This window comes from Actinokineospora diospyrosa (assembly GCF_024171925.1).
Classification (GTDB): domain Bacteria; phylum Actinomycetota; class Actinomycetes; order Mycobacteriales; family Pseudonocardiaceae; genus Actinokineospora; species Actinokineospora diospyrosa.
In genome coordinates this window covers 73,444-92,755 of record NZ_JAMTCO010000019.1, presented here as the reverse complement: position 1 = coordinate 92,755, position 19,312 = coordinate 73,444, and the positions used below count along the sequence as shown (strand labels likewise).

General features: G+C 69.5%; 19 protein-coding genes. 5 read left to right on the top strand and 14 right to left on the bottom strand.

What is annotated here, in order from left to right:
* Nucleotides 1–3: 3 nt before the first annotated feature.
* Entirely contained in the window at nucleotides 4–567 is a 564-nt protein-coding gene (locus LV75_RS32075) for a DUF6817 domain-containing protein (RefSeq protein WP_253891123.1), read from the bottom strand.
* 10 nt (nucleotides 568–577) lie between these two features.
* Nucleotides 578–1,870 (bottom strand): MFS transporter, encoded by a 1,293-nt coding sequence (locus tag LV75_RS32070; protein WP_253891122.1) that lies wholly within the window; start codon nucleotides 1,868–1,870, stop codon nucleotides 578–580.
* Nucleotides 1,871–2,358: 488 nt separating this feature from the next.
* Here LV75_RS32070 and LV75_RS32065 point away from each other — a divergent pair, with 488 nt between their 5' ends.
* Together LV75_RS32065 and LV75_RS32060 are read left to right on the top strand one after the other, a co-directional pair.
* Nucleotides 2,359–3,162 (top strand): phytanoyl-CoA dioxygenase family protein, encoded by an 804-nt coding sequence (locus LV75_RS32065; RefSeq protein WP_253891121.1) that lies wholly within the window; start codon nucleotides 2,359–2,361, stop codon nucleotides 3,160–3,162.
* Nucleotides 3,163–3,553: 391 nt separating this feature from the next.
* Nucleotides 3,554–4,237 carry an AfsR/SARP family transcriptional regulator gene (locus LV75_RS32060; protein WP_253891120.1) on the top strand — a complete coding sequence of 228 codons (684 nt, stop codon included), beginning with the start codon at nucleotides 3,554–3,556 and terminating at the stop codon, nucleotides 4,235–4,237.
* A gap of 133 nt (nucleotides 4,238–4,370) precedes the next feature.
* Here the strand turns inward: LV75_RS32060 and LV75_RS32055 are convergent, their stop codons facing one another.
* The gene (locus LV75_RS32055; protein ID WP_253891119.1) at nucleotides 4,371–4,529 is read right to left on the bottom strand and encodes a hypothetical protein; all 159 of its coding nucleotides are present in this window, start codon (nucleotides 4,527–4,529) and stop codon (nucleotides 4,371–4,373) included.
* A gap of 18 nt (nucleotides 4,530–4,547) precedes the next feature.
* Nucleotides 4,548–5,303, bottom strand: coding sequence for a DinB family protein (locus LV75_RS32050; RefSeq protein ID WP_253891118.1), 756 nt, complete (start codon nucleotides 5,301–5,303; stop codon nucleotides 4,548–4,550).
* A 545-nt stretch (nucleotides 5,304–5,848) separates the two neighbouring features.
* Here LV75_RS32050 and LV75_RS32045 point away from each other — a divergent pair.
* Nucleotides 5,849–6,232 carry a hypothetical protein gene (locus tag LV75_RS32045; protein ID WP_253891117.1) on the top strand — a complete coding sequence of 128 codons (384 nt, stop codon included), beginning with the start codon at nucleotides 5,849–5,851 and terminating at the stop codon, nucleotides 6,230–6,232.
* 53 nt (nucleotides 6,233–6,285) lie between these two features.
* Here LV75_RS32045 and LV75_RS32040 read toward each other — a convergent pair whose 3' ends face one another.
* The 7 genes from LV75_RS32040 to LV75_RS32010 form a co-directional block, all read right to left on the bottom strand.
* Complete coding sequence (locus LV75_RS32040) at nucleotides 6,286–6,849, bottom strand: hypothetical protein (RefSeq protein WP_253891116.1); 564 nt, start codon at nucleotides 6,847–6,849, stop codon at nucleotides 6,286–6,288.
* Between the two features lie 32 nt (nucleotides 6,850–6,881).
* Nucleotides 6,882–8,261 (bottom strand): MFS transporter, encoded by a 1,380-nt coding sequence (locus LV75_RS32035; protein WP_253891115.1) that lies wholly within the window; start codon nucleotides 8,259–8,261, stop codon nucleotides 6,882–6,884.
* 147 nt (nucleotides 8,262–8,408) lie between these two features.
* Complete coding sequence (locus LV75_RS32030; RefSeq protein ID WP_253891114.1) at nucleotides 8,409–8,933, bottom strand: hypothetical protein; 525 nt, start codon at nucleotides 8,931–8,933, stop codon at nucleotides 8,409–8,411.
* Entirely contained in the window at nucleotides 8,930–10,306 is a 1,377-nt protein-coding gene (locus tag LV75_RS32025) for a dipeptidase (protein ID WP_253891113.1), read from the bottom strand. Before LV75_RS32025 ends, LV75_RS32030 begins: the two co-directional genes overlap by 4 nt.
* On the bottom strand, nucleotides 10,306–11,730 hold the full coding sequence (gadC, locus tag LV75_RS32020; protein WP_253891112.1) for a glutamate/gamma-aminobutyrate antiporter GadC: 1,425 nt from the start codon (nucleotides 11,728–11,730) through the stop codon (nucleotides 10,306–10,308). Before gadC ends, LV75_RS32025 begins: the two co-directional genes overlap by 1 nt.
* 34 nt (nucleotides 11,731–11,764) lie before the next feature.
* Nucleotides 11,765–12,265 (bottom strand): DUF1269 domain-containing protein, encoded by a 501-nt coding sequence (locus LV75_RS32015; RefSeq protein ID WP_253891111.1) that lies wholly within the window; start codon nucleotides 12,263–12,265, stop codon nucleotides 11,765–11,767.
* A 69-nt stretch (nucleotides 12,266–12,334) separates the two neighbouring features.
* A complete protein-coding gene (locus LV75_RS32010; RefSeq protein ID WP_253891110.1) occupies nucleotides 12,335–13,432 on the bottom strand; it encodes an AI-2E family transporter in 1,098 nt (365 codons plus the stop codon).
* Between the two features lie 158 nt (nucleotides 13,433–13,590).
* Between LV75_RS32010 and LV75_RS32005 the strand changes: the two genes are divergently transcribed.
* Entirely contained in the window at nucleotides 13,591–15,405 is a 1,815-nt protein-coding gene (locus LV75_RS32005) for a glycoside hydrolase family 15 protein (RefSeq protein WP_253891109.1), read from the top strand.
* Here LV75_RS32005 and LV75_RS32000 read toward each other — a convergent pair.
* Nucleotides 15,396–16,280, bottom strand: a complete 885-nt coding sequence (locus tag LV75_RS32000) for an SDR family oxidoreductase (RefSeq protein WP_253891108.1) — start codon at nucleotides 16,278–16,280, stop codon at nucleotides 15,396–15,398. The genes LV75_RS32005 and LV75_RS32000 overlap by 10 nt on opposite strands.
* A gap of 73 nt (nucleotides 16,281–16,353) precedes the next feature.
* On the opposite strand from LV75_RS32000, the gene LV75_RS31995 reads away from it, so the two are divergent.
* On the top strand, nucleotides 16,354–16,902 hold the full coding sequence (locus tag LV75_RS31995) for a TetR/AcrR family transcriptional regulator (RefSeq protein ID WP_253891107.1): 549 nt from the start codon (nucleotides 16,354–16,356) through the stop codon (nucleotides 16,900–16,902).
* Between the two features lie 4 nt (nucleotides 16,903–16,906).
* Here LV75_RS31995 and LV75_RS31990 read toward each other — a convergent pair whose 3' ends face one another.
* Complete coding sequence (locus LV75_RS31990) at nucleotides 16,907–17,914, bottom strand: LLM class flavin-dependent oxidoreductase (protein ID WP_253891106.1); 1,008 nt, start codon at nucleotides 17,912–17,914, stop codon at nucleotides 16,907–16,909.
* Nucleotides 17,915–17,987: 73 nt separating this feature from the next.
* On the bottom strand, nucleotides 17,988–19,310 hold the full coding sequence (locus LV75_RS31985) for a PepSY-associated TM helix domain-containing protein (protein WP_372504275.1): 1,323 nt from the start codon (nucleotides 19,308–19,310) through the stop codon (nucleotides 17,988–17,990).
* Between the last annotated feature and the right edge of the window lie 2 nt (nucleotides 19,311–19,312).

The window sequence follows — 19,312 nt, the reverse complement described above, 5'->3', positions numbered from 1 at the left end:
GATCTACCCCCCGGTGTACTTGTTCCACGTGTTGAGCGCGTCTGGCCCGAGGTACTCGGCGGCCATCGTCCAGAACCCGGCGTACTCCGTCGGCAGGTCGACCAGGGCGTGGCCGACCTGCTCGGGCATGTGCGCCAGCACGTCCCCCAGCTTCATCCGCAGGATGTCGAGGTAGTCCTCGCGCTCGAGCGGGATGTCCGCGCCGGTGCGCCGGTCCTTGAGCTCCGGCGTGCCGCCGGGTCGGATGACCCTGCGGAAGCTCTTGCCGAGCGAGCCGTAGCTCATCACCGAGAAGGTGAAGATCACCTGCTCGACCCGCGGCCCGACGAACCCGCGCACCTCGGTGCGGCGCTGCTCGGGGATCGAGTCGACGTTGTCGTTGTGCAAGCCCTCGGTGCCGTAGACGCCGTGGAACAGGCCCGCGAGGCAGACGTGCTCCTTGGCCTTCATGTCCTGCAAGATCGTGCAGGCCCGGATCATGTGGTCGACCAGGGTCACGTCCTGGTGGGCGACCTTGTGCATGCCCAACTGCACCAGGTCGTCCCGGTAGTCTTCTGGGTCGAGCAACTCGTCCCTCCTACGTTGCTGCGGCGCCGCCCCCGACCTCGATGTCGGAGATCTGCCGGATGCGGCGGAACGGCGAGACCAGCGTCATCGCCGCCGGGATGAGGTACCCGGCGCCGATCCCGATGATGGTCGCCTTGGTGCCGAACGCCTGGCCGAGGAAACCGCCCGCGAGGGCGCCGATCGGCAGCGTCCCCCAGACGAGGAACCGGATGGCCGCGGTCGTGCGGCCCATCAGGTGGCGCGGCGTGATGATCTGCCTGATGCTGATGACGTTGACGTTGAACAGCGGCTGGCTGGCGTTGATCAGGGTGAACCCGGCCCCGACGATGACCACCGCCCAGATCGTGGACCCGTTGGCGGTGGCCAGCAGCAGACCGCCCGCGCTGGTCACGCACATCGAGAACACGATCGCCGGGCCGAGGCCGAGCCACTTGTTGATCCGGCCCATGGTCAGCACCCCGACGACCGCGCCGAGGCTGCCCACGAACACCACCACCGCGACGGTGGCGGGGCTCAGCCCGAGGTCCCTGGCGAGGTAGACGAAGAAGACCGCGAGCAGGGCCTGGAACAACAGGTTCCAGGTCGCGCCGATGATGGCGTTCCAGCGCAGGAAGCTGGTCTGGCGGATGAACCGCAGACCCGCCTTGAGGTCCACCCAGATCGAGGTCTCCCGCTTTCGCTCGGGCTTGGGTCCGTCGGTGGCGTGCATGGCGTGCAGGAACAGCGCGGACACGGCGAACGAGACGGCGTCCACCGCGATGGCCACCGGGGCCGAGACGACCTTGAGCAGGACGGCCGCGGCGCCGGGGCCCGACATCTCACCGACCGTGCGACTGGTCTCCAGCCAGCGGTTGGCCGTCAGCAGGTCGGCGGGCACGACGGTGCCGGTGAGCACGTTCTGGTAGGCGATGTCGAAGAACACCGTGCAGACACCGATCACGAACCCGATCGCGAACAGCCACTCGATGCTCAGCACGTCGAGCAGCGCCGCGGTCGGGATCAGACCGATCGCCACCGCGCGGACCCAGTCGGCGATCAGCAGCACCCGCCGCGGCCGCCACCGGTCGATGAGCACACCGGCGATCAGGCCGAACAGCAGGAACGGCGCCCGCTCGAGCGCGGCGAGCACCCCCACCTGCGAGACGCTCGCGTCCAGCAGGGAGATCGCGATGAGCGGGAACGCGATGAGGCTGATCTGCGACCCCAGGACCGAGATGGACTGCGCTGCCCACAGGTTGCGGAAGTCGGGTCGCTCAGTCGCGAACGACCACCACTTCTTCCGCGCGGACATCACGTCGTCCATAAGACCTCACTAGGTGAATAATGGCTGCCAGCAAAATCACAGCGACGCTGCGTGACGCATGCTAGCAGTCGTGAAGATAGTCGACGCCGGTTGTCCGCCGGTTATGCCGCGCGTCATTGCTCCACTCGACCCAGGTCGAACCGCGCCGTTCGGAAAGGACAGTCGGTCGCCTGCCGTTAATGAACGCGCAACATGCAGTGCCCCGTATGTCGGGAATGGCAGTCCGGTCGGTTGATTCGAGCGGTCATTGCTGCGGTGCAGCTTGCTGCCACTGCCGTCGGTGTTGCGGCGCGGGGCGGTTCAGTGGAGTGTTGCACCGCGGGTCCCACCGGATTTCGGTGGTGGAACCAATTCCGCGCCCCGCCGCCTCGGCGGGTCTCCGCCGAAGGGGACCAATTCCCCGCGCGGCGGACAGCGCGATTCCCGCGCGTGGGCGACGTGGTCGCCCCGCGCGCGTCGGAGCCAGAACGAGTGCCGGGGGAGGCGCCGTGACGAACTCGATCCAGCCGTCCAGCACCAGGAGCCGCTACGACCGGGACGGGTGGTTCCGCTCGCCGGAGGTCCTGGGCCCCGACGCCCTCGCCCGGTTGACCGGCCGGGTGGAGGCGCTGGCCGAGCGGGACGGGCCGGAGGTCGTCTACGAGAAGGGCAGCCGGGTGGTGCGCGGCATCCACGGTTGCCATCTTTTCGACGACACCTGCCGCAGGCTCGTCCGGCTGCCCGCGCTGCTCGGCATGGCCGAGCAACTGCTCGGGGAGCAGGCGTACGTCTACCAGTTCAAGGTCAACATGAAGCAGCCCGGCGAGGGCGCCGCGTGGCCGTGGCACCAGGATTTCGCCTTCTGGAGCAGGGAAGACGGGATGCCCGCCGACCGGGCGATCAACATCGCGGTGCTGCTCGACGAGGTCCACGCGGGCAACGGTCCGCTGCGCGTCATCCCGGGTAGCCACCGGTTCGGCCTGTTCGACAGCGGCGCGGCGGGGGACGCGGGGGAGGGCGATTGGCACAAGCACGTGTCGGCCGACCTCGCGCACACCGTGCCCGACGAGGTGGCGGACAAGCTCGCGGCCGAGTCCGGCACGGAGCTGGTGACGGGTCCGGCGGGCACGCTCTACGCGTTCCACCCGTCGATCGTGCACTCCTCGTCCAACAACCTCTCGGCCGACCGCAGGGCGCTGCTGCTGGTGACCTACAACGCCGTCAGCAACGCCCCGCTGCGGCTGACCCGCCCGGAGTTCCTGGTGGGCCGCGACACCAGTGCGCTGACCGCGGTCGGGTCGAACTCGCTCTGAGGTCGTCGCGCCCGTCGGAAAGTCGCCAGGCGTTGACGATTCGCGCGACCGGTCCCGGCGCGAATTCCGGCCACGTCGGCGTAATCGACTGGCAACTGGCACGTAATGCCCTCGCGATACCGGCAGCTTGGGTCAGAAGTGTTTACCCGTCGGTGAACCCGCTGGTCAGCGTGTTACCGATGCGCGGACTACCCCGGTTGGTCGACGGCCGTTTACAACCTCTGCCCCGCCCTTGTACGGTGGCGTGTCCGTGCAAACCGTCACTGGGGGTCTAGATGGGTGAAGGTTACACAATTTCGGTGCGCACGTTAGGCGCCTTCGGGGTCACCTTCAACGGATATCCCATTGAACGGTGGCGAGCGGGTAAAGCGCGAAACCTCTTGCAATCCTCTTGCTGCACCGCAACCAGATCATCTCCTACGACCTGCTCTACGACGCCCTGTGGCCGAGCGCGTCGGGGGTGGGCAACTCCAGTTCGCTCAAGGTCGCGGTGCACGCGTTGCGCAAATCCCTCGACCAGGCGCAATCCCCGGCGGAGGCGGAGAACTCCTCCCTGCGGGTGCGCACCTGCGACTCGGGCTACAAGCTCGAGGCCCGCAACGTCTGGATCGACTACACCGAGTTCGAGTCCCTGATCAACCGGGCGCACCTCGCCCAGCGCCACACCAACCTCCACCTCGCCGACGACCTCTACACCCAGGCCACCCAGCTCTACGACGGCGACTTCCTCCCCGGCCTGCAGGACGACTGGGCCGCCACCCAGCGCGAGTGGCTGCGCAGCCGCCAACTGTTCGCCCTCGGCTTCCTCTCCGAACGGCGGCTGCGCCAGGGCGACCACCTGTCGGTGATCGACCTGTGCGGGCGGATGCTGGCGATCGACTGCCTGCACGAGGCCTCGTACCGGACGCTGATCCGGGTCCACGCCGAGTTGGGGCAACTGGCCCAGGCCCAGCGCTGGTACACCCTGTGCACCAAGCGCCTGCGCGACGAGCTGCAGGTCGCGCCCGACCACGAGACGCAGCGCGTGTACACCATGGCCCTACGCGGCCCCCAAGCGGTCGGCGCCCACCGGTAGCCGTCTCATGCTGGGGCCGCCACCGCGGAACCACCCGTGAACCATCAGGCCGGTTGTCCACCGCCGCCACACCTGTGCACAACCGGCCTGATGGCCCACCTCGGCCCACAACCAGCCCGTCTATCCACAACGTCTATCCACAGCAGTGCCAGAGGGCGGCGGCGAGCCGCCGCAACCGCGAGCCGTCAAGCAGGCACTGGTTGCCGCCCAGCCCTTTCGAGGCCCAAGCCCGCTCCCCGCCCTGCCGCCACCGCTGCTGCCAGCCGAACACCGCGGTCTGCGAGACCCGCAACCGCCGTGCGCCCTCTCGTCAGATCGCGCTCTTCGAGTCTCCCATCGTGTCGAGGTCGCGGACGGCGAAGCTGTGGTGCGCCCACTCCTCGTTGAGGATGACCTGCAGGCACGCGGAGGCGGCACGAGGGGCAGGTGAAGGCCAGCCGGACGGCACCTCCGGCTCACGGACCCGGTCCAGGTCCTCCTGGGTGGCGGTGGCGAGAAACTCCCGCACCTCGGCCACACGGCCTGCCCGGACCGCCGCCACCTCGGCGAGGCTCGGCTCGGCAGCCAGGTCCATGCCGAGGTCCGCGCCGTTGGTGATGAACGCCGCAGGCAGCCCGAGCGGGTGGTACGGCCGGTCCCGCCCCAGCACCGCCTGCCCGAACCACAGGTCGGTGACCATCACCAGATGCCGCAGCGTCTGCACGAACGACCACTCCCCGTCCACCGACCGGTGAACGTCCTGCTCCGGCATCGATCCCACCCGCGCCATCGTCGGCGCCCAGAACGCCTCGACCGTCTCCCACGCGATCCGCATACCGTCCGGTGTGGACGGACGCAGTCGCGTGCGCTCCGGGTGCAGGCGGTCCAGCTCGGCCTCGACCAGCGGTGCGACCTCGACGCCGTTGACCCGCAGCCCGTCGATCACCCCGTCGAGGTTGGCGCCGTTGAGCAGGGCACCGCGGATCCGGACACCGCTCAGATCCACCTCGCGAAACACGCTGCCCGCGAAGTTCGTCTCGATGAACTCGGTGCCGCTCAGGTCATCCGGTCCGCTATAGGTTGCCATCGCCGGATCCTAGGGCACGTCCTACAGATCTTGCTCCCCGTCCGCGGCATCGGACAGCTCCAGGCGATCATCAAACAGCGCCTTAAGCGCATCCAGTACCGACCCGACGTGATCGACGGATTCCTCGCCCACACCGAGCTAACCCTCACAACGGCTCACGGTGTCCACAAGGTCGCCCGTCCACAACGGCGCAGATTGTCCACAACGGAGTCACCTATCCGCAGGAGCCACGCGCGCGACGGTTCCTGTCGGTGCGCCCAGCTAGGCTGTATATCGGGGGCCTCTTCCATCAGTTGATCTTGCCGCGTGCGGTCTGACGTGCGGCGATGATGTCTCGACGCGCGAGTCACTCGGCCCTGATGCTGTTTGACCACCGCAGAGAAATCCATGGCGATGAGATGCTCGGCGGGCGCGAATAGTCGTGCTTCCTAGGGAAGATCAGGTGCGCCCGGAAAGAGCAGCGGGGAACCGGCTCGGCGCGGTTACGCTCCTCGGGGCGTCGCATTCGGCTGCCCCGCATCGAAAGGCGTGGAACAGTGTCCATTGTGCGAAGAATGGTGGCGGGGGCGTGCGCGCTCCTGGCCACCGCCGGGATCGCCGTTGTCGGTGCCCCCACCGCGAGCGCGGCCGTCGAAGGGGCGAACCGCTGCGTGCGGGTGTCGGTCGACTACACCCGCACCGGCCCGACCTCCTGGAACGTGGCCTCGGCCAGCGTGGCCAACAACTGCGGCCCGTTCTACGGCCACTTCCAGTTGAAGGGCCCCACGTTCGACTTCAGCAACCCCGACTCGCAATCCGCCGTGGGCTTCACCGCGCCCCTCAACCAGACCTGGTACGGCGCCGCCCCCTACGTGTGCGGCACAGCGTGGTTCAAGGTCACCCCGTCCTACTGGACCGACTACGGCTTCGTCTGCGTGACCCTCGTCTGAACCCGAGGTGCGAGCCTCGAGTGGGCCGGGCACACGCCCGGCCCACTCGACACCTACAGCAGGTCGTCCCAGAACCGGATCGGTTTGGGGTGCACATGCGGCTTGTCGGCGTGCGTGAAGAAGGACAGCAGGTTGTCCCCGTAGTAGATGATGTCGGTCTGGTACATGGACAGGACCGGGTAGCCGGAGGTCCCGCGCCCGCCGGGGAGGCAGCGGTGGCTGACGATCGGGATCATCCGGGGCACCGTCGCCAGGTGCGTTCGCGCCACCTCGACCGCCGCGTGGACCTCGGGTGGGCGCGGGCCCCAGTCCCGGTGCCAGAACTCGTTCTCGGACACGTCGAACAGCACGCCGTCCACCGGCCAGTCGACCTGCCTGCGCACCGGGTCGATATCGCCCAGCCGCCAGTCCGGCCACCCGCCGCCAACGGGCAGGACCTCGCCGAGCATCGCGCGGTGGTCGTCGGCGAACTCGAAGCCGAACAGCTCCTCCGTGGCCGCCAACTCCGCCTCGGTCAGTCCCGGCCGCAACGACACGCCGTCGCGCACCCGAGGGCTGACCAGGTGCTTCTTGATGTGCTCGGCCGCCGCCAAGCCCAGTGCCGTGCCATCGTCCACACGGCCCAGCGTCGACGGTTCCGGTGCCCGCGTCAACTCGCCCCCGCGACCTTGCCGCGCGGCAGGAGAGTCGCCGCGGCGAGGCCGACCAGGCCGATGGCGGCGAGGGTGATCATGGCGATCGCGTAGCTGTGGCCCGCGGGGTTGGCGATGAGGATGGTCCCGGCGATGGCCGTGCCGAGCGCCGAGCCCAGGTTGGACACGCTGCGGGAGACGCCGGAGATGCTGCCCTGCAGGTCCTCGGGGAAGCTCGACTGCACGATGTTGACCGAGGGGGTCAGCATGACGCCGAGCCCGAGGCCGATCAGCAGCAGCCCCGGGATGCTCGCCCACGGTGTCGGGTAGGCGCTGACCAGGCCGAGCAGCACGGCGATCCCCGCGGTGGTGAGCACGAACCCGCTCATGATCAGCGTCCGCTGCGGCCGCCGCCTGGCCAGCCGCTCGGCGGCCAGCGAGGACACCAGCAGGCCCGCGGTGGCGGAGGTGAAGATGACGCCGGTCTGGATCGCGTCGTAGCCGCGCACGACCTGCAGGTACACGGCGGTCACGAACGAGGTCCCCATGAGCACCAGCCACTGCGCGTTCTGGGTGATCAGACCGAGGTTGGACGCGCGGTCGCGGAACACGATGGTCGGGATCAGCGGCTCCTGGCCCGCTCGTTCCTTGGCCCGCACCGACCGGAAGAACCAGACCAGGGTGAGCCCGCCCGCGAGCAGCAGGCCGACCATCAGCCAGACGTTCTTGCTGGCGAACTGGATCCCCGAGACCACCAGGACGAGCCCGACCGCGGACAGCACCGCACCGGTGACGTCGACGGTCCTGCTCCGGTCCGCGGGCAGCGGGTCGGTGATCGAGCGGCTGAGCAGCACGATGGCCACGATCACCAGCGCCTGGAACGCGAACGCGGCCCGCCAGCTCAGCACCGAGGTGATCAACCCGCCGATCAGCGGACCCGCAGCGGCGCCGACGCCGCCCATCGCCATGATCGCGCCGAACGCGCGGGCGCGGGTGGCCAGGTCGGGGTAGAGCACCGTCGCCAGGATGTAGACCGGCGGGATGAGCAACGCGGTGCCGACACCCTCGAGGATGGAGTTGCCGAGGATCAGCACAGCGAGGTTCGGCGCGATCGCGCTGATGATCGCGCCGAGCCCGTAGACCGCGAGCCCGGCGATGAAGCAGCGCTTGCGGCCGAACCGGTCGGTCAGCTTGCCACCCGGCAGCATCAGCGCCGCCATCACCAGCAGGAAGATCGTGATCGCCACCTGCACACCGTGCACGGTCGTGCCCAGGTCGGCGCTGATGTCGTTGATCATCACGTTCATGTTCGAGCCCGCGAAGCTGCAGATGAACTGCGCGAGCGCCAGCGGGACCAGCACCGCCCGCAACCGCCTGACCGCCCCCGGCTCAGCCATCGGTGGCCACCTTCGAGCTGTGGTGCGTGTGGACAGACGTGGTCGGTATCCCGGGGCGAACTGAGCGCTTGCGCATGGCGCCAGTGTTGCCACCCGGCTCACGCCACGCCTCACCCGTCGCGGCTGAAACCCCTGCAGGCCAGGGTTTCAGTGCAAGAACGTCTTGAGCAGCATCACCGAGACACCGAGAGCCGCGCTGCCCACAGCACAGGCGATCGCTGTGGGCAGCGCGGCTCCGGCACGGCGGGCCGCCACGTGGCCCAACACGCTCAGCATGGCCGTCGATACACCGAGGGCCAGCAGGACACCGGTCCTGAGCTGCCCGGTGCCCAGCACGAACACGACGAGCACGACCAGCGGGGTGTAGGCCGCCTCGACCGTCGGCCACCCCTGCCGGATCGCCCGGAGCACCCGGCCGCGTCGGCGCGGGCCGCGGATCGCCACCGCCAGCGCCTCCGCGTAGCGCTCGGCGACCCAGTACACGGCGACCGTCACCAGCACCGTGACGACGACCCCGCCGAGCGTGCTGTGCGCGCTCGCCGTGGCCATCGCCGCGGCGCCGACGACGGTGCCGTAGATCGCGTGCGCGAGATCGCGTTCGGTGCTCCACCGCCGGTGCGGCCGGACCACCCGCGCGAACCACGTCCGCCAGTTCCGCGAACGTCCCCTCACGCCGCCGCGAAGAGGGTCGCGTACCGCCGCAGGAAGAGGGCTTCCGCACGGGCCATCGCGGCGATCTCCGCGGGCGACACGCTTTCGTTGGGTGCGTGGATCAGCGACCTGGGCTCCTCGACTCCCATGAGGACGATCTCGGCATCCGGGTAGGTGTCGGCGAGGGTCGCGCAGAGCGGGATCGAGCCACCCTGGCCGAGCGTGGTCATCGGTGTGCCGTAGGCCTCGCCCATCGCGGCGGCCAGCGCCCGGTAGGCCGGGCCGTTGCGCGCGGCGCTGAACGGCGCCCCCTTCGCCTCGGGCTCGACATCCACCTGGACGCCCCAGGGCGCGGCGGCGTGCAGGTGCGCGATGAGCGCGGCCTCGGCCTCGGCCGGATCGGTACCCGGCGGGATCCGCAGGTTGAGCCGGGCCGCCGCCCGCGGCGCGATCGCCGCCGTCGAGCCGACCACCGGCGGGCAGTCGATCCCGAGGATGGTCAGGGCGGGCCGGGCCCAGAGCATGTCCGAGACGGCACCGCTGCCGAGCACCTCGACGCCGTCCAGGATCTCCGCGTCGTAGCGGAACCGGTCGGTGGGGTACTGCTCCCCGGACCAGGTTTGGCTGTCCGGCAAGCCGTTCACCGTCGTGTTGCCCTCGCGGTCGCGCAAGGTCGACAGGATGAGCACGAGCGCGGCGAGGGCGTCCGGCGCCGCTCCGCCGAACATGCCGGAGTGCAACTCGGAGCTGAGCGCCTCGACGGTGACCACGACGTTGACCATGCCGCGCAGGCTGATCGTCGCGGCCGGTCGACCGACAGCGGCGTTGCCCGTGTCGCACACCAGGATCGTGTTCGCCCGCAACAGGTCGGGGTTGGCGACGACGAGGTTCTCGAGCCCGCCGGTGCCCTGCTCCTCGGAGCCCTCCACGACCAGCTTGAGGTTGACCGGGATGTCGCCATCGAGCGCGCGCAGCGCGGTGAGGTGCATGACGATGTTCCCTTTGCAGTCAGCGCTTCCCCTGCCGTACCAACGCCTTCCCGAGTCGGTCAGCTGGAACGGCGGCGTTCGCCACGCGGTCTCGTCGAGGGGCGGCTGGACGTCGTAATGCGCGTACAGCAGCACTGTCGGCGCCTGCGGGTCCTTGCAGGGCCGATTTCCCACGACAGCCGCGCTGCCATCGGATGTGGGCGTCAGCCGCGCGTCGGTGAAACCGAGCTCGGCGAAACTGCCCCGGACCCACTCCGCGGCCCGCTCGCACTCCTCGCGGGGGTACAGCCGCGGGTCGGCGACCGAACGGAACGCGACCAGTTCGGCCAGTTCTTCACGCGCTCGCGGCATCAACCCCGCGACACGCGCTTCCAGGTCGACGTACTCGATGTGTTGCTGGGTCATCAGGTCGTCACCTCCGCTTTCCAGGATGGTTTGCGCAGTCGGTAGAACAGCAGCGGGACCACGACGCCGAGTCCGATGGCGCCGCCCGCGACGATCAGCAGGTACACCCCGGTGTTGCCGGAGCCGAACTGCGACGGCGGGATGAACCCGACCAGCAGTGCCGCCAGCGACGCGGTGAACCCGACCCCGCACAGGCCGACGAGCATCGGTGCGCGGAACCCCCTCGGGTGCTCCGGTTCCTTGCGCCGCAACCGGACGGCCGCGACGAACAGCAGCAGGTACATGATCAGGTACACCTGCGTGGTGATCACCGAGAAGATCCAGTAGGCGCTGGAGACGTCCGGGATGAACGCGTACAGCAGCGCGATCCCGGTGGTGACCAGTCCCTGCGCGACGAGGATGTTCTGCTGGACGCCGTTCTTGTTGAGCCGCTGCAGCACCGGCGGCAGGTACCCCTCCTGCCGGGAGATCAGCAACAGGCCCTTGGACGGTCCGGCCAACCAGGTCAGCATGCCGCCGAGCGAGGCGATGACCAGCATGATCCCGATCACCGGGGTGAGGAACTGCCAGCCGAAGTTGGCGAACACCGCGTCGAAGGCCTGCATCACCCCCGCGGTGAGCGAGAGCTGGTCGGCCGGGATCACCCAGCTGATGGCCAGCGCGGGCAGGATGAAGATCAGCAGCACCAGGCCCATCGCCAGGAACATCGCGCGCGGGAACCCCTTCGCCGGGTCGCGCAGCGAGGACACGTGCACCGCGTTCATCTCCATGCCCGAGTAGGACAGGAAGTTGTTGACGATGAGCACCAGGCTCGCCAGCCCGGTCCACGCGGGCAGCAGGTTGTCCGCGGTCATCGGCGCGGCGGCCGCGTGGCCCTGCCCGAGGAACACGAACCCGAGCACGACCAGCAGCGCCCCGGGAACCAGGGTGCCGATGATCAGCCCACCGCTGGCCAGCCCCGCCACCCTCTTGGTCCCGCGCGAGGAGATCCACACGCCCGCCCAGTAGGTGACGACGATGACCGACGCGGTCCACAACCCGTTGCCCGCCAACGACGGCGTGAACACGTAGGCCAGTGTGCTGGCGACGTAGCCGAGCAGGCTGGGGTAGTAGAAGATCGTCATCGCGAACTGGCACCAGACGGCGAGGAAGCCCATCGGTTTCGAGATGCCCCGGGCCACCCAGTTGTAGACACCGCCCTTCCAGCCCGAGGCGAGCTCGGCGGAGACCAGGGACGTGGGTAACAGGAAGACCAGGGCGGGCACCAGATAGAGGAACACGCAGGCGAGCCCGTAGACCGCCATGGTGGGCGCAGGCCGCAGGCTCGCGACCGAACTGGTCGTCATCAGTGCCAGCGCGACCCAGGAGATCCAGCTCTTGGGCACCCCCCGCGCCCGCTCAGCGGAGACGTCTGCCGTGCTCACGGGGCTCCCCCCGGTGGCGTCGCGGCGGCGGGCGTCACGCGGTCCGCTCCTCGGCGAACACGTCGCGGAGCCGGTCCTCCTGGTCCGCCCCGAGGTTGGTGAAGATCAGCCGCGGCTGCTCCTGGCCCGCGAACTCCTCCTTCACCTTGTCGATCACCGCGTCCTCGCTGAGCACGAACAGCGCCGAGGTGCCCGGCGTGACCTGTTCGCGGATCTCCTTGATCAGGTCGTCGTCGATGCCGACATCGGCCAGCGACCCGCTGAACGCCCCCACCGCGGCCCCGACCGCCGCGCCGAGCAGCGGGATCAGGAAGATCAAGCCGAACAGCATCCCCCAGAACGCGCCGGACAGCGCCCCGCGCCCGGCCAGGTTGCGCAGCTGCCGCAACTTCGGCTTCTTCGCCCCCTCCGGCCAAGCGACGGTCGCCGCGTCGTGCACGGTGATGAGGTCGCGCTTGCTCAGCGCCTCCAGCGACCGCACCGCCTCGTCCGCCCCACCCGCCGACTCGAACCGCCAGATCGTCAGTGTTGCCATGACAGCCAACTCCTTCGCGTCATCGTTGCTTTCCGGTGCAAGAGCACCGCACATCAGGTGTGCCGCGCTTCATCCGGACGGGGTGGCCTGGTGATCTTCGGCGTCGTCGGCCGCGCCGCCCTTGCGCCGTTTCGGGCGCGTGCGCGGCTCGCGTTCGGCCGCGCCGAGCAACGCGGCCGCCCAGTCGGCCCTCGGGTCGGTGTTGACGAGGATCGCCATCGCCAGCAGGGTGGCCGGGATCGCCAGCAGGAGGCCGAGCACGCCGAGCACCCAGGACCAGAACACCAGCGACACGAATGTGAGCACAGTGGACAGTCCGACCGCGTCGCCGACGAATCGTGGTTGGATCAGCGACTGCACCACGAAGTTGATGACCGTGTAGATCAGGATGACCAGCAGCATGCCCTTGGGGCCGTCGGCGAGCAGCCCGAGCAGCGCCGGTGGGGCGACCCCGAGGATGAAGCCGATGTTGGGGATGTAGTTGGTGACGAACGAGAGCAGGCCCCACAGCACGGCCAGCGGGATGCCGGTCCACGCGAGCGCGATGCCGTCGAGCACCGCGATGATCAGCCCGAACACGGTCGTCACCACGAAGTAGCGGCGGGTCTTGCCCGCGAACTCGGTCAGCGCCAGCTGGATGTGCGGCCGGGTCCGGGCGATCGTCCGCATCCGCCCTTCGACCAGGGCCGTCTCCGTGCTGAAGAACATCAGCAGGGCGAGCAGGAACACCACGCTGGTGGCCAGGCCGGTGAGGTCGCCCAGCAGCGCACCCGCCGCGGACACGAACCGGCCGAGGTCGACGGACCCGGCTGACTCCCGCAGCCCGCCGGGGGCGATGCCGAACCGACCGGCCAGGTCCGCCGCGCCCGCCAGCAGGGCCCGCGTCTGGTCGGTGTAGCGGGGCAACTCTCTCGCGAGCCGGGCGAGTGAGCCGATCACCACCACGGCGAAGGTGACGAGCACCCCGTACACGACTAGGACGAGCACGCCGGTGGCCGCCCACGGGCGCAAACCGCGGCGCCGCAACCAAGTGTGCACCGGGCTGACCACGATCACGACTACTAGCGCGAGGAACACCGGCGCGAGCAACCACGCCGCCGCTCGCATCCCGCCCACCACCACGACCGCGGCCGCGCTGCCGAGCAGGAGCACCAAACCACGAGGCATCTGCGCATCCATCACGGCGGCCACCGTGGCACGGGCCGAACCCCGCGCAGATCCCCCGGGACGGGCGGTACCCACGAGGTCATCACCGCTGGATGACGACCACCCGGCCGAACCCGCGACATCGTGGCGGGCACATCGGACGGAACGAGGAGTTGCCCGTGGACCACTACCCGTTGATCGCCGACCACGGACTGATCGGTGATCTCCACACCGCCGCGCTGGTGAGCACGGACGGCACCATCGACTGGTTCTGCTGTCCCAGGTTCGACTCACCGAGCGTGTTCGGCGCCCTGCTGGACCAGGAGCGCGGCGGCCACTGCCGGGTCCGGCCCGCGCACGGGCCCTACACCTCGCGGCAGCTGTACTTCCCCGACACGACGATCCTGATCACCAGGTTCCTGATGCCGTCGGGCACCGGGGAGGTGGTGGACTTCATGGTCCCCCTGCCGGGTGGGCAGCCGACGGAGAACCACCGCCTGGTCCGGATGGTGCGGTGCGTGCGCGGCGAGGTCCAGTTCGAGCTGGACGTGTCACCGCGGTTCGACTACGGCCGCGAGGCGCACACCACGCACCTCACCGAGAACGGGGCGGTGTTCGCGGGCGACGACCTCGTGCTCACCCTGCAAGCGGTCCGGGAGCCGGACGACGAGCGGCTCGCCGAACTGGCGATCACGGGGGAGGGCGCGGTGCGCGGCACGGTGACGTTGCGCGCCGGTCAGGTCCGCGGGTTCGTGCTGGAATCGGCCGCCGAGGGGCCGCCGCGGGCGATCCGCGCGGCCGAGGTCGAGCGCGACTTCGCAGCCACGGTCCGGTTCTGGCGCACCTGGCTGGACACGTCGACCTACCGGGGGCGCTGGCGCGAGACCCTCAACCGCTCGGCCATGACCCTCAAGCTGATGACTTACGCCCCGACCGGCGCGATCGTCGCTGCCCCCACCGCGGGCCTGCCCGAACAGCTCGGCGGGGAGCGCAACTGGGACTACCGGTACACGTGGATCCGCGACGCCTCGTTCGCGGTGTCCTCGCTGCTGGGCATGGGGTTCGTCGAGGAGGCCGCCGACTTCTCGCGCTGGCTGCGCGACCGCGACGAAGGCGGCCCGCTGAAGATCATGTACCGCGTGGACGGGTCCTCGGACCTGGTCGAGGAGACGCTCGACCACTGGGACGGCTACCGGGGCTCGCGCCCCGCGCGGATCGGCAACGGGGCGTCCGACCAGCTCCAGCTCGACATCTACGGCGAACTGCTCGACAGCGTCTACCAGGCGCACCGCCGCGGGCTCGGGCTGGGGCAGCGCGGGTGGGCGGGGCTGACGGCGATGCTCGACTGGCTCGGCGACAACTGGGACCAGCCGGAGGAGGGCATCTGGGAGACCAGGGGCGGTCGGGAGGACTTCACCTACGGGAGGTTGATGTGCTGGGTGGCGTTCGACCGCGGCATCCGGCTGTCCCACGAGCTGGGCAGGCCCGCGCCGCTCGAGCGGTGGCGGATGCACCGGGACCGCATCTACGCCCAGATCTGGGACCGCGGTTGGCATCCCGGTCAGCGGTCCTTCGTCCAGCGCTACGGCTCGGATGTGCTGGACTCCTCTCTGCTGCGCATGGCCCGGGTCGGTTTCGTGTCCGACCGGGACCCGGCGTGGCTCGACACCCTCGCCGCGATGGAGCGCGACCTCGTGTCCGACAGTCTGGTCTACCGCTACGACCCCGGTGCCGCGCCGGACGGCTTGGCGGGCGAGGAGGGCACTTTCTCGTTGTGCAGCTTCAACTACGTCAACGCCTTGGCTGGGGCGGGGCAGGTCGAGAAGGCGCGGCTGGTGTTCGAGAAGATGCTCACCTACGGCAACCACCTGGGCCTCTACGCCGAGGAGATCGGCCCGACAGGTGAGCAACTGGGCAACTTCCCGCAGGCGTTCACGCATCTGGCGTTGATCGACGCCGCTCTCGCACTCGACAAGGCCCTTGATCAGAAGTGATCGGGCGCAAGCCGCCAAGCATCCCGGATCGCGGCCGCGTTGGCGCGCAGGAAGTTGTCGAAGGTGTTGGGGGAGCGGGAGGTCAGGTCCACCACGTCGGTGGTGACGGGGGCCAGCCTGCCGGTGGCGACCTCGGCGAACAGGGTCGCCACGTCGGTGGCGAACTGGAGCGGGAGTCCAGCAGCGGTGAGGCGGTCGGCGAACTCGGCGGGAGGCAGGTCCAGGTAGCGGATCTCACGGCCCACCACGGTCGACAGCTTGCCCGCGATCTCGGCGTGGGAGAGGGCTTCCGGCCCGGTGAGCGTGAAGGTCCTTGCTCGTAGCGGGGCGCTGGTGAGGAGCGCGGCGGCGGACGCGGCGATGTCCTCGCAGTCGACATAGGACACCCGGGCGTTGCCATAGGCACCGAGGAGGTGGCCCTGCTCAGTGGCGACCGCGGTGCCGGTGCTGAAGTTCTGCATGAAGCCGTTGGGCTGCAAGATGGTCCAGGTGAGCCCGGAGGCCTTGAGGTACTCCTCGATCAGCCCGTGCGCGCCCTCGGCCAGCTTCCCGCCCACCCGCGCGTGCCAGACCGACAGCTTCACCACATACCGCACCCCGGCCTGGACGGCGGCGTCGATCACCGCCCTCTGGTGCCGCACCATCGGCTGCTCGCCCTCGGCCGGGACGGCGCCGCCCGCGTTGAGGAACACCCTGTCAACGCCCGTCATCGCCTTGGCCAGGCTCTCGGGGTCGTCGAAGTCGCCCACCGCGTACGGGCAGCCCAACGCGTCCGCCTTCGCCGGATCGCGCACGAACGCCGTGGTCGGGTGGCCCGCCAAGCGCCGCACCAGGCTCCGACCGATCGTGCCCGTCGCACCGGTCACCAGGATCATCGTTGTCTCCGTTAAGCTGAGGCTGCCTCGAACTACTAAGTCGAGGCTACCTCGAATTAGCTCGGAGGCGCCAGTGCCCGCACGACCACGCGCTGATGCCCGCGCCAACCGCCAACGGCTGCTCGCCGAGGCCGACGCCGTCTTCCGCGAGCAGGGCACCGGCGCCTCCCTGGAGGCGATCGCCAAACGCGCTGGTCTGGCGATCGGGACCCTCTACGGCCACTTCCCCAACCGGCGCGCGCTGCTCGGCGCCCTCATGAGCGAGCGCAACGAGGACCTGTTCACCGCGGCCGAGGCCCTCTCGGCAGAACCACCCGAGGTCGCTCTCCGCACCTGGATCTCGATGACGGTGACCCACGCCGCCACTTACAGCGGCCTGGCCACCCACCTGATCACCGGCACCGACGACGTCACCTCGGAGCTGCACGCCTCCTGCACGCAGATGGCCGCGATCGTCGACGCCCTCGTCCGCCGCGCCGTCGACGCGGGAGTCATCCGGCCGACCACGACCGGTGCCGACCTGCACGCGCTCACCACGGCCTGCGCCTGGGCGCGCGAACACAGCTCGCCGGAGCAGGCCGATCGCCTGATCGACCTGGCGTTCCTCGGCATACTCGTCTAGCGGCTCATGCGGCCGGGTGCCAGCCGAGGGCTGGGCCGAGGTGGGTGGCGATGTCGGTGAGGATCTGCACGTAATCGGCGTGGTCGAAGGAGAACGGCAGGGCGAAGGCCACCTCCGACACCTCTCGGAAACCCGCGTGAGCCTGCAGCCGCTCGGCGATCTGCGCCGACGTGCCGACGATGTCGCGCGCGAACATCATCCGAGCCGGTCCCTGCGGCGTCGTGGTGCGCGGAGTGCGACTTTCCGCGTATGCCAAGTACTTCGCGCGTTGCTCAGCGGTCGCCGAGTCGGTCGGGATCACGACCAGCCCTTGGGAGACCCGGGCCTTGTCACCGTCGGGGTGGTGGGCGCGGAACTCGCGGATGTGCGACTGCTGGATCTCTTCGAAGTCCTCGGACCGCTCGGCTTTCACGACGCTGCTGGTCAGGAAGTTCATCCCGTTCTCGCCCGCCCACCGCGCCGAGCTCAAACTCCCACCGCCGTACCAAAGTCGGCTGCCGAGACCGGGGGAGTGCGGCTGCACGCGGTCGGAATACACCTCGAACCCCTGCGTGCCGCCGAACTCCGACGCGCGCTCGCCCCGGACGAGGTCGAGGAGTCTGCGGACCCGGGTGTAGCTGAAGTCCTCGGCGTCGGCTGTGTCCGGGTAGAGCGCGGCCTTCACGTCGTCGAAGTTGATCGGCGGACCGACGCTCACCCCCGGGTTCAGCCGCCCTCCGGAAAGGACGTCCACAGTGGCCAGGTCCTCGGCCAGCCGCAACGGGTTCTCCCAGCCGAGCGGGATGACCGCCGTGCCCAGGTGGATCCGGCTGGTGCGTTGCGAGGCGGCGGCCAACACCGCGACCGGGGACGAGATCCCGTACTGCAGGTGGCGGTGGCGCACCCACGCGCTGTCGAACCCGAGCCGCTCCCCGAGCTCGATGATCTCCAGCGTCGTCTCGTGCCCCGCGCGCGGCGCGGCACCGTCGAACAACCCGATGGTCAGGAAGCCCAGCCTCCGCAACGCGCCCACGCACCCTCCAATGTCCACCGGCGATTGTGCCCGCGTACCACGGGACGGGCGTGGGCGTTCCACCATGCGGACCTCAGGCCCGTGCGCGTACCAGGCCGACCACGCCGTCGAGGACCAGGAACGCGACCAGGCTCACGCCCAGCAGCGGTATGGCCCAGCCGACCGCGATCAGCACCAGCGGAGCGGGCACCAGGAACCACAGCGGGAGCTGCTGCCACGCGCCGCGCTTGGGTGCCGCCCCCAGCGGTCGCCGCCGGTCGGCGCGGGTGGGGCGGCGCTGCCACCACATCCGGTAGCCGAGCACGATCAGCGTGAGGATCGCCGTGGCCAGCAGGAACAGGGCGATCTGGTTGACGATGCCGAACAGCCTGCCCATGTGCGCCTGGATGCCCAGCGACGACAGCTTGGCCAGCAACGGGCGGTCGGCGAAGTCGGCTCGAGCGGTCACCGACGCGGTCGCCGGGTCGACCGCGACCTTGTCCAGGCGAACCGGCCACGTGTTGTCGACCTGGGCCGCCGTCCAAGCACTACCCGGCTCGCCGACGCTGATCTCTACCGGCCCGTCCAGTCCAGCCGTCCGCGCCGTGGTGAACACCCGGTCGAACGCCGCGACGTCAATGGTTCCCTGACCCTGGCCGCCGCCGTGGTCCCCGTGCCCGGTTTGGCCCGATGACGCGGAACCGGGGAGCGCGGTGTCCAACACGGGTGCCTTCGCGTTCAGGGCGACCAGCGCCGCCGCGAAGTTCTCCCCGGCATAGGTCGACCACGTCAACCCGGTCGCCGACAGGAACAGCGCGCCCACCAACGTCCAGATCCCCAGACTCCCGTGCCACGACCGAGTCCGACGCACCCCTTTCGCGCCCTTCTCCGGCACCACGGCCGCCCTCAGGCGCTTCTGGCGGACCAGCCACAACACGACCCCGGCGAGCGAGATCACCCACAGCCAGCTGGCCGCCAACTCCGAGTACAGACGACCGGTCTCGCCCAGGTTTAGATTCCGATGTAGACCGTCCAACCAGGTCGTAGCGGGCGTAGACCCGAACCAGGTCGTCAACTGCCCCTGCACCCGCGCGCTGTACGGGTCGACGTAGACGGTCTTCGCGTACTCCTCCCCAAGCCCCGGCGCCGCGAACACCACCCGCGTGGTCTCCTCCGGATCGTCCGATATCAGGACACTCGTGACCGACCCATCCGGCACCGCCCCCTGAGCCGCCGCAACCTGCTCAGCCACCCCCCGCGGCGTGCCGGCGGTCGAAGACACCTCTAACAAGTCGCCATAGAGCACATCATCAAGCTGCGGCGACAACGCATACAACAACCCCGACACAGCCGCGACGACCAGGAACGGAGCCACGAGCACACCAGCATAGAAGTGCAACCGACGCAGCAGCGGCACCA